Consider the following 14,545-nt stretch of genomic DNA (forward strand, 5'->3'; position numbering starts at 1 on the left):
AGATCACTGAGTATCAGTCCTTTCCGATTGCCTCCTCCCGTCGCTTTAAATATCATCATGTGTATTATCTACAACTCTTTACCCTTATGCCGTTCGGGCCAAAACGGGTGATAACAGGAAGTACTTTATGAATAACAACGAAGTTAAAGTGAAGGTCTGGGATATACCTGTACGGGTGTTTCATTGGGGCATGTTGCTGCTCTTGGGCGGGCTGTGGTGGAGTGCCGATCAGGGCGAGATGAGCTATCACCAGTTGTTCGCCTATAGTCTGATGATCTTGTTGGTGGTACGGCTTATTTGGGGCTTTATCGGCAGTGACACCGCCCGTTTCAGTCATTTTGTTCGCCATCCCCGTCAGGCATTGGATTATCTTGCCAAAATGCGGGCCAAGCAGGCTCCTCATTCTCTGGGGCATAATCCTCTAGGGGGTTATATGGTAATACTCTTGCTGACCATCATCAGTCTGCAACTGGTGTCGGGGTTATTTGCCACAGATGAGATATTTACCGAAGGACCCTTGGTTTCTTTTGTTAGCGGTGAAACTGCCAGTTGGTTTACCTGGCTACACAAGAAAAATTTTGATCTTTTATTGATCCTTGCCGGGATTCATGTGGCCGCCGTCTTGCTGCACCGCTTCAAAGGTGAAAAGCTGGTGGGGGCAATGTTCAGTGGCTATAAGCGCTTACCGGCTGCGGAAGCGCAGCAACCCAGGTTTGCCTCTTTGATACTGGCATTGGTGCTTTTATTGGTAGTCGCCGTGCCTGTGGTGCACTTTTTGATGATGCCCGTGATAGGTATGTTGTAAGCTTCCAAACAATAAAAAGCCTGCTTGATGCAGGCTTTTTTAATGTAATCAACGAAAGAGATTAGTCTTTCTTGTATACGTCGTGGCAGCCTTTGCAGCTCTTGCCAACGGCACCGAAGGCTTTTTTCAGCTCATTCTTGTCGCCGCCTTTGGCTGCAAGAGCCAGGGCGTCGGCATTGGTTTGCAGTTCTTTGAACTTGGCTTCAAAGTCAGCCTTGTCGGCCCAAATCTTGGCCAGGGCTTCAGTATCACCTTTGTCTGAACCATCGATAAAGCCTTCCAGTGGCAGTTTCGCCAGGGCTGCCACATTGGCTGCACGCATAGCTGCAACATCGGCGTTAAAGTCTTTCTTGCCTTTGAGCATGGCACCGATATCACCGAAGTTATAGGCCATCAGGCTGAAACCAGACTGACGGTACTGGATGGCATCATCGCTGCTTTCAAAGTTGTGGGCCTGAACAGCTGTAGCGCTAAGCGCCGCGGTGGCGGCTAACATCAGTAAGTATTTTTTCATTATCATTCTCACAAGTTTGTGCGTTAATGTGACATTGCTTGGCTATTGTACACATTTTGTTTGACCTAGGGAGTAGACTTTTTCAGTTTACATGTAAAGTTTTGTCAGTAACTGGCTGCTAAAACACGACTTTTTTTCGCAAGAAAACAACGCTATACTGTGTTCACGTACCATTACGTGAACACGAAAGAGTTGCTATGCGCCCTGATTGGATATCAGTACTGGAGAAAGTACTGACTCACAATAATCCCGAAGACCTTAATTGCCTGTTTGAATTACTGCTGACCGATGATGAAAGACATGCCATCGCCGGCCGTTTGAAGGTGTTTCAGGTATTGCTTGAAGGTGAGATGAGTCAGCGGCAGATTGCGGCCGAGTTCGAGGTGAGCATAGCAACCATAACCCGTTGCTCCAATTATTTGAAGCATATGCCCGAAGCGCTTAGAGAAAAAATCCGCGCCTTGATCCTTTGAGTCACATTAGGGGTTGTCGCGGCAATTTGTGGCGGCGGTATAGATGGCGCTGATTCAAAATATAGCCGCCCCAGGCACAGATGAGCAGTCCTAGTAGTTGATATACTTCCTGGTCGGCAAACCTTAACAGCAACATGCCCGACAACAGCCAGAGGAAAGGCAATCCTGCATACAGGGGGGCGGGCCAAACTCCTCCCCGTCGCAGGCGTTTGGGATCGCTGCGTCTGTGACTCGAACGCAGGTTGTAAATCCGGGCCGCAACCAATATAAGCAAAACTGATCCCAGGATCCCAAGTAAGGATTCGAGTAAATAGAGCGTCAGGCTACCGGTTAAAAAATACAGATAGGGCAGGCTCTCATAGACCAATCTGGATAAGATCACGGGGCATTTCTTCGTATCCGGGAGTATCTATTAATTTTAGTCCAAAGCAGGGCACCAGGCCTTGTTTTTCCAAGTGCCATAAACAAAGAGTCCGGCATTGGCCGGACTCTCGATTGTAATCAGTAATATGTTTAGGCGTCAGTATGACTGGCTATCAACCTCGGCAGCCGCAACCACCGTTACCGTCACAACCTTCTTTCTTGGCGTCTTCTTCGGCATCTGAATTACAGCAGCCGCCGTGTTCGTGATCGTGACCGCCACAGCAACCGCCGTGATCGTGGCCGTGACCACCACAACCGCCATGGGCGTGGATATGGCCGTGAGCAATCTCTTCGGCTGTCGCTTCACGCACGTCCATCACTTCGACATTAAAGGTCAGTGATTGGCCTGCCAGAGGGTGGTTGCCATCAACGATAACACTGTTGTCCAGTACTTCGGTCACTTGTACCGGGCGCTGGCCCATTTCAGTTTCGGCGATGAAGCGCATACCAGGTACTATGTCCTGGATATCGCCAAAGGCTTCCAGAGGAACTTCCTGACGCAGACCATCATGGTATGGGCCATAGGCTTCCTCGGCATCTATGGTCACTTCCAGCGTATCGCCTTTGCTCTTGCCTTCCAGTGCTTTTTCAAGTCCCGGGATCAGGTTTTCCATACCGTGGAGGTAGACCATAGGATCTGCCTCAAAAGAACTTTCTATCAACTGACCCTTGGCGTCAGTCAGGCGGTAGTGAATGGTAACCGCGCTGTGTTGGGTGATTTGCATATCGCCTCCCGTTCAGAATGTGGCCGCATGATAACGTGCTTTTTCCGCGCTGGCGATATCCGAGCGTTGCTTATGCCAACTGTTGCACAGAGTTTTGCCACCAAGATGACATTTTAGGTCAGGTTGGCATTAGAAAAGCCATTATTGTTCAGGCGTCTTTTCTAAAATTTCTATTTGGGGGTACTGACTTGAATCTTGGTGTGCTTGACTGCGCTTGCTTGGCTGATACTCAACTTTTAATCCAATACACTTTACGTCAAGGTTAAAGGTAATAAGGGAGTTTTGTTGATACTTATCCAGTTAAAAACAGACTTTGGTGAGACTTATTTAATGAGATTGGCATTTTATTAAAACTTTCATGAAAACGCCCCTTGACAAGCGCCACATAAAAAAGCAATCCTGTTTGCATTGCTGCCATTCCTGGGAGATTGACTCCTGAATGAACCGGCCTGAATACAAGAGAACGAACGAGTATAGAAACCTAATGTATCAGCTAAGCTCAGTTGTAATTACCACCATTACAACCACCACCATTACCAGTGTGGGGGCGGGCTGACTATACCCTGAAGAATTGCAAACAAGAAGCCCGCTCCCATCCAGGAGCGGGCTTTTTTGTTTCCTGGGCGGGCGCGGTAATTAAAGGAGATACAGATGAAAGTGATGAAGTTCGGCGGTACCTCGCTGGCAAACTGGCAAAGGTTTGAAATGGCAGCAGAAATTGTTCTGACCAGTGCCAGAGAAGAGCAAGTGGCCACAGTACTGTCGGCGCCGGCAACCGTAACCAACAATCTGTTGGCCATGGTTAATATGGTGTTGGCCAAGGGGGATGTTGACGAGGCCCTTGCCAAGGTGGCTGAGGTATTTGAAGCCTTGTATGCCGATGCATCTGTATCTCTCGCAGAGGAAGCCAGACAGCAGCTGAAGAAGGTATTGGCACAGCAACTGGCGAGTTGGCGCGCAAAATTGGCAGGAGTTCAGCTTCTCGGGGAGTGTCCTGACAGTGTGCGGGCCGAGATCCTGGTAGCCGGGGAGCGACTCTCGGCCGCCTTGATGGTTGAAGTGCTCAAAAATAAGGGAGTCAGCGCCGGTTTACTTGATCCGAGGGAATTATTCCTAGGTGTCGGTACACCCCTGGAGTCTGTGGTGGATATCGCCGTCAGTAAGCCCAGATTTGCGTTGCTCAAACTCGATGAGCAAAGAGTGTGGGTTATGCCCGGGTTTACCGCCGCCGGTGCCGATGGCAAGGTGGTGACTCTGGGACGCAATGGTTCGGATTATTCGGCCGCAGTTCTGGCAGCCTGTCTGGATGCCGACAGCTGCGAAATCTGGACAGATGTCGATGGGGTATACAATACCGACCCCCGGGTGGTTGCCGATGCCAAGCTGCTCTCTCAGCTCAGTTATCAGGAGGCAATGGAACTTTCCTATTTTGGCGCCAAGGTGCTGCACCCCAAGACCATTTCACCCATAGCCCAGTTCCAAATTCCTTGCTACATCAAAAACAGTTTCAACCCCCAGGCGCCGGGTACTCTGGTATCCAATCAGCCGGATCAGACCGGGCTGCAGGTCAAGGCGATCTCTAATCTGGACAACCAAACCATGTTCAACGTTTCAGGCCCGGGAATGAAAGGCATGGTGGGTATGGCGTCGCGTATTCTGGAGTCCATCGCCAGAGCCAAGGTTTCGGTATCACTAATCACTCAAAGCTCCAGTGAGTACAGCATTAGTTTCTGTGTGGCCACTTTGGATGCCCCCAGAGTCAAGTGGGCGCTGGAGCAGGAATTTGAACTAGAGCTCAAGAGTGAACTGTTGGAGCCGCTGGAGATGCGGGATCAACTGGCGATAGTATCCCTGATAGGTGACGGTATGCGTACCCACAAGGGCGTGGCCGCGCGCTTCTTTCAGGCTCTGGCTCAGGCCAGTGTCAATATCATTGCCATTGCCCAGGGCTCGTCCGAGCGCTCTATTTCTGCCGTGGTCGAGCAGCGCAAGACGCGTCATGCGGTGGCGGCCTGTCACCAGGGCTTTTTCGATGTGCAGCAGTATCTCGATGTCTTCCTGGTTGGTGCCGGTAACATAGGTGCTGGCTTGTTGGAGCAGATAAAACAGCAGGAAGCCATGCTCAAAGGGCAACATATCAGCATTCGGGTTTGTGCCATCGCCAACTCAGGCAAGATGTTGCTCGACGCCGCCGGTATCTCCCTGGCCGATTGGCAGTCAAGGCTCAACGACTCGTCCGTCGCTTTTGATCTGACACAGATGTTGGCCTGGGCCAAGGAGCAGCAGTTACTCAATCCCGTATTGCTGGATTGTACCTCTTCGGATGTCATTGCCGGCCGTTATCTGGATGTGATGAATGCCGGTTTACACGTGGTGACACCCAACAAGAAGGCCAATACCCGTGAGCTGGCTTTTTACCGCGCGCTGCGGCAAACCGCGCTGGCCCAGCGGCGTCAGTTCCTTTATGAAACCAATGTCGGCGCCGGTTTGCCGGTTATCGATAACCTGAAAAAGCTGCTGTTTGCCGGTGATAAGCTGTTGCGTTTCCAGGGGATACTCTCGGGTTCGCTGTCGTTTATCTTCGGTATGCTGGATGAGGGGATGAGTCTGTCACAGGCCACGGCCATTGCCCGGGAAAAATGCTTCACTGAGCCGGACCCCAGAGACGACCTCAATGGTATGGATGTGGCGCGCAAGGTGTTGATTTTGGCCCGGGAAGTGGGCTTGCCGCTGGAGCTGGATGATATTCAGGTGGAGTCTGTCTTGCCGGATGACTTTGATGCATCAGGCGATGTAGCCCAGTTTATGGCGGCTTTGCCACAGCTGGATGCCGCCGTTGCCGAACGAGTGGCTGCTGCCCATGCCAAGGGTAAACGCCTGCGTTATGTCGGCCAGATAGATGAATCAGGTTGCAGGGTGCGTATCGCCGAAGTGGCGGCTGATGATCCCCTGTTCAGCGTCAAAGGTGGTGAGAATGCGCTGGCTTTCTACAGCCGCTACTACCAGCCGATCCCCTTTGTGCTCAGAGGCTATGGCGCCGGTACTGAAGTGACGGCCGCCGGGGTGTTTGCCGACTTACTCAGAACCCTCAACTGGACTCGGGAGGTCAGCGCATGAGTCAGTTTATTCCCGCCAATGCCCCCGTGACTGTCTATGCGCCCGCCTCTATGGGAAATGTCGGTGTCGGCTTTGATTTGCTGGGCGCCGCACTGGCCCCCATTGATGGCAGTTTACTGGGGGATACAGTCACAGTGGGCCCTGCGCCATGCGGCGTTTCTCTGACTCAACTTGGCCCTTGGGCTCATAAGCTGCCGCAGGAGCCGCAGCAGAATATTGTCTATCGCTGCGCCGAGTTTTTCCTAGGTGAGGCCGGGATCAATCAAGGCGTTTCCTTGACCCTGTCCAAGAACCTGCCGGTAGGCAGCGGCCTTGGTTCCAGTGCCAGTTCAGTGGTGGCAGCGCTCTATGGTCTCAATGAATATTTCAGCCGTCCCTATGATGAGCAGGCCTTGCTGGCGTTGATGGGGCGTTTTGAAGGGGAGATCAGCGGCTCGGTGCACTATGACAACGTGGCGCCTTGCTATTTGGGTGGATTGCAACTGATGCTGGATTTGCCCGGGCGTATCTGTGAACCCTTGCCGGCCTTTGATTCTTGGTACTGGCTGGTGGCCTATCCCGGGATTTCATTGTCGACGGCGGCCATGCGCGCCTTGATGCCGAACCAATACGATAAGGGAACCTGCATAGAATTTGGTCGCAATCTCAGCGCCTTTGTTCATGCCTGTTACCGCCAGGATGAGGCACTGGCGCTGACTGTGTTGAAAGATGTGTTGGCTGAACCCTATCGAGCCGAGGCTATCCCCGGGTATCTGGCGGCGCGGCGCGGATTGTCTGAGCTGGGTATGTTGGCCACCGGGATTTCCGGCAGCGGCCCAACCCTGTTTTCCATCAGCGGCGATCTGGCCCGCGCCGAGCAGGCCAAACGCTACCTGGAGCAACACTATTTAACCGAAGCGGGCGGCTTTGCCCACATCTGCCGCCTGGATATTCAAGGCACCCGGATATTGTCCTGAAACGCATTTTCATCCAAAAAAGAATTTAAGGCATCAATATGGAACTCTATAACCTCAAGCACCCGGCACAGCGGGTAAGTTTTACTGAAGCGCTCAAGCTGGGTCTTGGCATGGACCGAGGGCTCTTTTTCCCAACCCGGATCCCGAAACTGGCAGATGTCGATGCCCTGTTGGCCCTGCCTTTTGTCGAGCGCAGCAAGCAGATACTCGGTGCTTGGCTCGCCGATGAATTGGGGCAGGACTGTGTCGACAAGCTGGTGGAGAAGGCGTTTAATTTCCCTCTGCCGCTGGTGCAGGTAGACGAACAGCGCAGTTGTCTGGAGCTGTTTCATGGGCCAACCTTGGCTTTCAAGGACTTCGGTGCCCGCTTTATGGCTCAGTGTCTCAACCAGCTTGGCGGCTCAGAGCCTCTGACTATTTTGACCGCTACCTCAGGGGATACAGGTGCGGCGGTGGCCGATGCCTTCTTTGGCCTGGATAAGGTGCGGGTGATGGTGCTCTATCCCAAAGGCAAGATAAGTGAGTTGCAAGAGAAGATGTTTGCCACTCTGGGCGGCAATATTCACACTGTTGCGGTCGAAGCCGACTTCGATGCTTGTCAGCATTTGGTCAAGCAGGCCTTTGAAGACAGTGATATTCGTGACGGTTTACACCTGAACTCGGCCAACTCCATCAACATCAGCCGCTTGCTGGCGCAGATCTGTTATTACTTTGAAGCGGTTGCCCAGCATAGAAAGCAGCATCAATCGGCGCCGGTTGTCAGTGTTCCCAGTGGTAACTTCGGTAACCTGACCGCGGGTCTGCTGGCCAAAGCCATGGGATTGCCTATCAAGCGCTTTGTGGCGGCCACCAACAGCAATGATACTGTACCGCGCTATTTGAGTTTTGGTGATTGGGCACCGCGGCAGACCGTTGCGACCATGTCCAACGCCATGGATGTGTCCGAGCCGAGTAACTGGCCCAGAGTGGAAGCGATTTTTGCCGAGATGAAATGGCCACTGTCTGACTTGTCCGGCCTGGCGCTGTCCGAGGGGCAAACCCGTCAGGCCATGTTAGCGCTTGAGCAGACAGGTTATCTGGCCGAGCCCCATGCGGCGGTGGCTGCCGAGGCACTGCGCTTGTCATTGAAGGAGGAAGAGCAGGGGATCTTTCTGGCAACCGCGCATCCGGCCAAATTCAAGGATGTGGTCGACCGCGAGCTGAACACCAGCCTGCCACTGCCTCTGGCATTGCAAAGAGTGGCCGATAAGGCGTTGCTGTCGGCTGTTCTGCCGGCCGATTTTGATAGCCTTAAACAGCACATGTTTGCGGTTCTGGATGAGGAATTATAGTCTGGTTTTGGAAGCCAAGCAGGCCTCCAAAATTAACAGCTAGATGAAACATCTACAGCTGTAGGTTAATAAACACAGATCCAACTGATAAACAATACGTTGGATCTGTGTTTGGCTTGGCAGTGCTTACCAAGTGTATTATCAATCCGGATGTGGATCTGAGCCGGTTTGGTAGTCGAAGGTTGGCATGGCCCAGTGATACTTTATAGCCAGCATCCTCAAACTGAACCCTAGAGTGAGGCACAGGCTGAGATTTAGCCATTCTGTCAGTTGCCATTGCGATAAAAATACATAGAGCCCAGCCGTGATAATGGAGATCACAGCGTACAACTCTTTGCGGAATATAAGCGGCATCTGATTACAGAGAATATCGCGAATAATACCGCCAAAAACCCCGGTAATCACTCCCATCACCACAGCGACAACTGGGCTGAAGCCCAGCAGCAGGGTCTTTTGAGCTCCGACAATGGAAAACACTGCCAGGCCAAGAGCATCGATTGCCAGAAACAGCTTTGACAGGTAACGCATCACAGGGGCGATTATCACCGTCAGCAGTGAAGCAAAGCCGATAGCCACCAGATAATGCCAGTTTTCTACCCAGATTAACGGGTAGTTACCCAACAAGATGTCTCTGAGCGTGCCGCCGCCTATGGCGGTAGCACAACCTATAATTACCACGCCAAAGAGATCCATCTGTTTTTTACCCGCCGCCAAGGCACCGGTCATAGCTTCGGCCAGTACACCAATCAGCCAAAGTATGGCGATAAACTGAGCTTCTTGCATAATATTCGCATCAAAATAACAGAGGATCAGAATTCTGCCGGAAAACACCGCAGTTTAATAGTGATTTTATTTAAATATTTGGATTAGTTTTATTTATGTTTTATTTGATTTGTTTAGATTCTTGTTTTTTAGTTTTATGATTTTAAATGGTTTTGTATTTTTTTGCGCATGAGGATTACTGATTGATTTTTATCTTTGTCTTGCTGTCGGTTTGTTTGGGTTTATTGTTGCTCCCAATTAGGTGAAAACTCCAGTTATTCCGCTTTGCGCTCCTGGCGCTGTACAGTCAAGCCGAGCAGCGCTAGAGTGTTTTGGCCTCATGTATCTTAATGTGGGGCAACTGGATGTGATATGGGGGATAGATGATAGATTTCAGAAGCGATACCGTGACTCAACCTACTGCTGCGATGCGTCAGGCCATGGCGGCCGCGCAGGTGGGCGATGATGTTTACGGCGATGATCCTACGGTAAATCGCCTCGAAGCTATGGCCGCCGAGATGTTCGGCTTTGACAGTGCCTTGTTTACCAGCTCGGGCACTCAGGCCAACCTGTTGGCACTCATGTCCCACTGCGAGCGGGGCGATGAATATCTGTGTGGTCAACAAGCCCACAATTATAAGTTTGAAGGCGGTGGCGCGGCCGTGTTAGGCAGTATTCAGCCTCAACCACTGAATAATCAGGCCGATGGCAGCATAGCGCTTGAAGATATTCGCGCTGCCATCAAACCCGATGATTTTCACTTTGCCCGCACCCGTCTATTAAGCCTGGAAAACACCATAGGCGGAAAGATATTGCCGCAGGAGTACCTGGCCAAGGCGCAGCACCTGGCCTTCAATCACGGTTTGAAAATCCATCTCGATGGCGCCAGGGTGGCCAATGCGGCTGTGGCGCAGGGGTTGGAGATAGCCGATATAACCCAGTATTTCGACTCGGTATCCATCTGTCTATCCAAGGGGTTGGCGGCACCGGTTGGCTCTTTATTACTCGGGGATGAGCGGCTTATTCACAAGGCGCGTCGCTGGCGCAAGATGCTGGGTGGCGGAATGCGCCAGGCCGGGATCCTGGCTGCTGCCGCTGAGTTGGCCTTGACTGAGCAGGTGGCGCGTTTGGCGGAAGATCACGCCAATGCCAAGGTTTTGGCCGAAGGTTTGAGTCAGTTGGATGAGCTGGCACTGGATATGAGCCAGGTACAAACTAATATGGTGTTTGCCACTTTGGCCGATGAAGTGGATATTGAAGCTCTGGTCAAAGGCTTGTTGCAGGAAGGAGTGCGTATCAGCGGCGCTCGGCAACTACGCTTGGTGACGCACAAAGATATCAGCGCCGCCGATATCGACAAGACTCTGCAGGCCTTCAAGCGGGTGCTCAGTCAGGTTTGAGCATGGTCCATTACGGTGCAGCAGGAGTTATCCTGGTGCACCGTAATGGCATTTATGAGCATAAGTGTGGTGTAACTTATTGAATTATATTGATTGAATGTTTGGCGTCCAATTTGCTTTAGTTCAAGTGAGAATTCCAATCACAGGTGAATGCGAGGACGCAAACATGAAATACTACAGTCGGCGTTTGGTTAAACACGAACATCTCAACCCGGCGGGAGCCTTGTTCGGTGGACAGTTGATGAGCTGGATTGATGAGGAAGCCGCCATCTTCGCCGCATGCCAGATGAAGAGTGTCAGCCATGTGACCAAGCTTATCTCGGAAATCAACTTTATGACCCCGGCCAAGCTTGGGGATGTGATTGAGTTTGGCCTCGAGCTTATCAGCCTGGGACATACTTCCATCACTATTCGCTGCGAAGTGCGCAATAAATTGAATCTGGCACCTATTGTCAGCATTGACAAGATGGTCTTCGTTAATGTGAATGAAGCCGGTTTGCCCGTGCCTCACGGTATGAGGGCCAATGCCGCCTGATAACTCTGATGTTTGAATGTGCTTGCCAACCGGGCAGAGCTTTGCCCTGTTGGCTGGCGAGAAAGGGCTTGAACTTCTTGGACGTGATGGCTCAGTCTTTTAATTCTTCCTTGACCGATTTGGCGGCATCACGGGAGGCGTGGCCGATTTCACGGGTCACATCCCGGGTGGTGTGGCCTATCTCCTTGGTCACGTCTCTGGTGGTGTGGCCTATGGTTCGGCCGGTTTCCTTGAGCTCGGCACAGGCGCCAAGACTGAGTAATGCAGCAATAAGCAGTAATGTTTTCATCATTTTATCCTTATAGCTTGCCGGTCAGTTGAGCGTATTTTACCAGCAATTCGTCTTGGGTTTCCTGATGTTCGGGATCCTTGTCGATACAGTCTATAGGGCAAACAGAAACACAGGTTGGGTTGTCGTAGTGGCCAACACATTCGGTGCAGCGCGCCGGATCTATCTCATAGATCTCTTCCCCCATAGTAATGGCTTGGTTGGGGCACTCGGGCTCACACATGTCGCAGTTAATGCAGCTGTCATCAATGATTAAGGCCATTGCCTTGTATTACCTCGGAATTACTTATCCTGCCGAGCAGGTTTTCGGTCAACGCTTGGCGCACAAAACAGTAGCAGGTGCAGCCCAAACTAAGTCATAGCACAGATTTTATCACAGGGGGAGCACCTCTGTCGGCAGCACTATTATTGATAACCAATACGCATGACTACAACGGGATTGTTATAGAGCACTATGACTTGCGTAAAACGAAAGACTGCCTGAAGGCAGCCTTTCGTGTAAGGTTGGGAATATACTCAGGAAGACAGGACTCACTTGGTTGCGGCGTGGGGATTGCGGGTGTCCATCCCCTCCGGCAAGTTACGCAGCAAGATGGCTGAGTCCAGTTCCAAATCGGCCGGTACCGGCATGTAGACGGTATGGCCCGAACCTAAACCTGCCTCAATGGCTTCACCCTTACGGTTTTGCAAGCTTTCCAATATCAGGTTGATGTTGCCCTGCGGCGTCATCATCTCCAGGCTGTCACCCAGCAAAAACTTGTTCTTCACTTCGATTTCGGCCAGGCCTTCGGCGTTACGCTTACCGGTAAACTCACCGACAAACTGCTGGTTGTCACTGATAGAGTGGCCGTATTCATAGTTCTGGTACTCATCGTGAACGTGACGCCGCAGGAAGCCCTCGGTGTAGCCTCTGTGGGCCAAGCCTTCCAAGCGATTCATTAAGCTGCGATCGAAGTCTTTTCCGGCTGCGGCATCGTCTATGGCCTGACGGTAAAGCTGCGCCGTGCGGGCCACGTAGTAGAAGGACTTGGTGCGGCCTTCAATCTTCAATGAATCCACGCCGATACGGCTCAGGCGCTCCACATGCTGAATGGCGCGCAGATCTTTGGAGTTCATTATGTAGGTGCCGTGCTCGTCTTCGAAGGCCGGCATATATTCGCCGGGACGGTTGGCTTCCTGCAGCAGGAAAATCTGATCGCTGCTAGGGCCCTGGCCCAAAGTCGGCTGCTCTATCTGCACCGGGTTGACTGCGACTATGTCGCCGGTTTCATTTTCCTTGGCCTCGTGGGCATCATACTTCCAGCGGCAAGCATTGGTGCAGGTGCCTTGGTTGGGATCGCGCTTATTGATATAGCCGGACAACAGGCAACGGCCGGAATAGGCCATACACAGTGCGCCGTGAACAAACACTTCCAGCTCTATGTCCGGGCAACGCTGACGGATCTCTTCAATTTCATCCAGTGATAGCTCGCGGGAGAGGATCACGCGCTTGATCCCCTGAGACTGCCAGAATTTAACCGAGGCCCAGTTGATGGCGTTGGCCTGTACTGAAAGGTGTACAACCTGTTCGGGAAAGGCTTCACGAACCATCATGATGAGACCGGGATCTGACATGATGAGGGCATCCGGCTGCATAGCAACCACTGGCTCCATATCCTTGATATAGGTCTTGAGCTTGGCATTGTGGGGAGCGATATTGCTGACCACATAGAGTTTTTTACCCAGAGCATGGGCTTCCTGAATGCCTGTAGCCAGATTTTCCATCTTAAAGTCGTTGTTACGTACCCTTAAGCTGTATCTGGGTTGGCCCGCATATACGGCGTCTGCACCATAGGCAAAGGCATAACGCATATTTTTCAGGGTCCCGGCGGGAGACAGAAGCTCTGGTTTAAACATAATTTACTCTCAATTAACGGCAGTCCGGCGGTTGCGCGACTTGGCAGCAGGGGCGGCATTTTACTTAATAAAAGTGGGGCTATGCAAACATCGCAAGATAAGTGTTTTAGTAAAGGATGTTGATTATAGCATTTCGGAGCAGCAGTTCATCTCGCCGGGGAATATCTGCTAAGGGTATTTTATTCTATAAATCAATATTCCCCCCCACAGCGTCGTCGGCCTGGTGATACTCTCCGCCACTGTTTGGCACAAATCCTAGAGATAACTTATTACTTAAATAAATTAGTATTAATCTGTGACCTACTGTCGATTTCAGGTGTTGGCTTTAAACGAATTGATATCATTTGACGCTTTTTTACGCTCGCGGCCACCTGGGTTACTGATATACTGAGTCACAGTATTTGAACAGTTTTTTTACATTGGAGAGTGCATGTCTACCGAACATCAACTCTTGGTTGGTTTGTTGCGGAAACTCAAGAACGATACCCTGGTGCTGCCAACCTTGCCGGAAGTAGCCATGCGGGTGCAGGAAGTCGTCAGTCGTCCCGATTCAAGCTTGAGGGAAGTTGCCGATATCATAGGTCAGGATGCCGCCATATCGGCGCGTATGATCAAGGTAGCCAACAGTGCTTTCTACAGCCGGGGGATCCCGGCGGAAAACATCAACAGCGCGGTGACCCGTATAGGTTTGGCGCAGATAAAATCTATCGCTACCTCTATCGCCATGGAGCAGTTGTTTATCTCCACCAACGAGATGGTGTGGGAGGTCATGGACGAAGTGTGGCGCACTTCAATAGATGTTACTGCTGCGGCCGGAGCCATGTTACTTATCTATAACAAGACCCATCCGGGTAGCGGCCTGAATTATGATACTTTGACCCTGGCCGGGTTGGTGCACAATATCGGTGCCTTGCCGGTACTGACCGAGGCCGAGGCTCACCCAGAGCTTTTTGGCAGTATAGATCAGCTAAGAGCTTTGGTGCGCAAGATGCAAGGGCCGATAGGGAGAGCGGTACTCAAGAGCTGGGACTTTGCCCCGGATGTGATGGAAGTGGTCGAACGTTGGGCTGATCTGCCCTATCTGCCGGATCATGTGACTTACCTGGATTTTATTCGCTCGGCGGCTTTTTATACCGGTGAGTTACGAGCCGGCGCCGAGCTTGAACAGCGTCTGGAAGTCTTTGTCGACAGAGGCTTACCCGTCAGTGCCGAACTACTTGGCTGTGATGAGTTTTTGGACAAATATCACTCAATCAAGCAAAGCTATGAGTAAAAGTTAAAATAATTCATTTCGATCATTAACGGGAGAATACCGCTTT

The 14,545-nt window shown here is 51.6% G+C and carries 16 protein-coding genes and 1 other annotated feature; of the genes, 8 read left to right on the forward strand and 8 right to left on the reverse strand.

Features of this window, described 5'->3' with window-relative positions; translation table 11 throughout:
* Window positions 1-127: 127 nt before the first annotated feature.
* Window positions 128-805: a cytochrome b/b6 domain-containing protein gene (locus SIL79_RS12190; protein ID WP_039034230.1), complete on the forward strand. Its 678-nt coding sequence runs from the start codon at window positions 128-130 to the stop codon at window positions 803-805.
* A 61-nt stretch (window positions 806-866) separates the two neighbouring features.
* On the opposite strand, the gene SIL79_RS12195 is transcribed toward SIL79_RS12190, so the two are convergent.
* On the reverse strand, window positions 867-1,319 hold the full coding sequence (locus SIL79_RS12195) for a c-type cytochrome (protein ID WP_162206962.1): 453 nt from the start codon (window positions 1,317-1,319) through the stop codon (window positions 867-869).
* Window positions 1,320-1,516: 197 nt separating this feature from the next.
* Between SIL79_RS12195 and trpR the strand changes: the two genes are divergently transcribed.
* Complete coding sequence (gene trpR, locus SIL79_RS12200; RefSeq protein WP_039034232.1) at window positions 1,517-1,792, forward strand: trp operon repressor; 276 nt, start codon at window positions 1,517-1,519, stop codon at window positions 1,790-1,792.
* 1 nt (window position 1,793) lies between these two features.
* Here the strand turns inward: trpR and SIL79_RS12205 are convergent, their stop codons facing one another.
* The 3 genes from SIL79_RS12205 to SIL79_RS12215 form a co-directional block, all read right to left on the reverse strand.
* Window positions 1,794-2,174 (reverse strand): hypothetical protein, encoded by a 381-nt coding sequence (locus SIL79_RS12205; RefSeq protein ID WP_052248087.1) that lies wholly within the window; start codon window positions 2,172-2,174, stop codon window positions 1,794-1,796.
* 154 nt (window positions 2,175-2,328) lie between these two features.
* Window positions 2,329-2,940, reverse strand: a complete 612-nt coding sequence (gene slyD, locus SIL79_RS12210; RefSeq protein WP_039034233.1) for a peptidylprolyl isomerase — start codon at window positions 2,938-2,940, stop codon at window positions 2,329-2,331.
* Between the two features lie 292 nt (window positions 2,941-3,232).
* A complete protein-coding gene (locus SIL79_RS12215) occupies window positions 3,233-3,358 on the reverse strand; it encodes a hypothetical protein (protein ID WP_256213954.1) in 126 nt (41 codons plus the stop codon).
* Between the two features lie 78 nt (window positions 3,359-3,436).
* Window positions 3,437-3,557 (forward strand) — a sequence feature (Thr leader region).
* Between the two features lie 34 nt (window positions 3,558-3,591).
* On the opposite strand from SIL79_RS12215, the gene thrA reads away from it, so the two are divergent.
* Genes thrA through thrC form a run of 3 tightly spaced genes read left to right on the forward strand, consistent with a single transcriptional unit; the run spans window position 3,592 to window position 8,344 of the window.
* Window positions 3,592-6,057, forward strand: coding sequence for a bifunctional aspartate kinase/homoserine dehydrogenase I (gene thrA / locus SIL79_RS12220; protein ID WP_039034234.1), 2,466 nt, complete (start codon window positions 3,592-3,594; stop codon window positions 6,055-6,057).
* A complete protein-coding gene (gene thrB, locus SIL79_RS12225) occupies window positions 6,054-7,013 on the forward strand; it encodes a homoserine kinase (protein ID WP_162206961.1) in 960 nt (319 codons plus the stop codon). Before thrA ends, thrB begins: the two co-directional genes overlap by 4 nt.
* Window positions 7,014-7,051: 38 nt before the next feature.
* Complete coding sequence (gene thrC / locus SIL79_RS12230) at window positions 7,052-8,344, forward strand: threonine synthase (RefSeq protein ID WP_162206960.1); 1,293 nt, start codon at window positions 7,052-7,054, stop codon at window positions 8,342-8,344.
* Window positions 8,345-8,485: 141 nt separating this feature from the next.
* Here the strand turns inward: thrC and SIL79_RS12235 are convergent, their stop codons facing one another.
* Window positions 8,486-9,127 (reverse strand): trimeric intracellular cation channel family protein, encoded by a 642-nt coding sequence (locus SIL79_RS12235; RefSeq protein ID WP_039034237.1) that lies wholly within the window; start codon window positions 9,125-9,127, stop codon window positions 8,486-8,488.
* Window positions 9,128-9,489: 362 nt separating this feature from the next.
* Between SIL79_RS12235 and ltaE the strand changes: the two genes are divergently transcribed.
* Complete coding sequence (gene ltaE / locus SIL79_RS12240) at window positions 9,490-10,506, forward strand: low-specificity L-threonine aldolase (RefSeq protein WP_039034238.1); 1,017 nt, start codon at window positions 9,490-9,492, stop codon at window positions 10,504-10,506.
* Between the two features lie 166 nt (window positions 10,507-10,672).
* Complete coding sequence (locus tag SIL79_RS12245) at window positions 10,673-11,041, forward strand: acyl-CoA thioesterase (protein WP_025009448.1); 369 nt, start codon at window positions 10,673-10,675, stop codon at window positions 11,039-11,041.
* A 91-nt stretch (window positions 11,042-11,132) separates the two neighbouring features.
* Here SIL79_RS12245 and SIL79_RS12250 read toward each other — a convergent pair whose 3' ends face one another.
* From SIL79_RS12250 to trhP, 3 genes are all read right to left on the reverse strand, one after another.
* Window positions 11,133-11,330: a hypothetical protein gene (locus SIL79_RS12250; protein ID WP_373297519.1), complete on the reverse strand. Its 198-nt coding sequence runs from the start codon at window positions 11,328-11,330 to the stop codon at window positions 11,133-11,135.
* Between the two features lie 10 nt (window positions 11,331-11,340).
* Window positions 11,341-11,592: a YfhL family 4Fe-4S dicluster ferredoxin gene (locus SIL79_RS12255; RefSeq protein ID WP_028779037.1), complete on the reverse strand. Its 252-nt coding sequence runs from the start codon at window positions 11,590-11,592 to the stop codon at window positions 11,341-11,343.
* Between the two features lie 269 nt (window positions 11,593-11,861).
* Entirely contained in the window at window positions 11,862-13,226 is a 1,365-nt protein-coding gene (gene trhP / locus SIL79_RS12260; RefSeq protein ID WP_039034240.1) for a prephenate-dependent tRNA uridine(34) hydroxylase TrhP, read from the reverse strand.
* 430 nt (window positions 13,227-13,656) lie between these two features.
* Between trhP and SIL79_RS12265 the strand changes: the two genes are divergently transcribed.
* A complete protein-coding gene (locus SIL79_RS12265) occupies window positions 13,657-14,499 on the forward strand; it encodes an HDOD domain-containing protein (RefSeq protein ID WP_039034241.1) in 843 nt (280 codons plus the stop codon).
* The last annotated feature ends 46 nt before the right edge of the window (window positions 14,500-14,545 follow it).

It is taken from the genome of Shewanella indica (genome assembly GCF_033842865.1).
In the GTDB taxonomy this organism is placed as follows: Bacteria; Pseudomonadota; Gammaproteobacteria; order Enterobacterales; family Shewanellaceae; genus Shewanella; species Shewanella indica.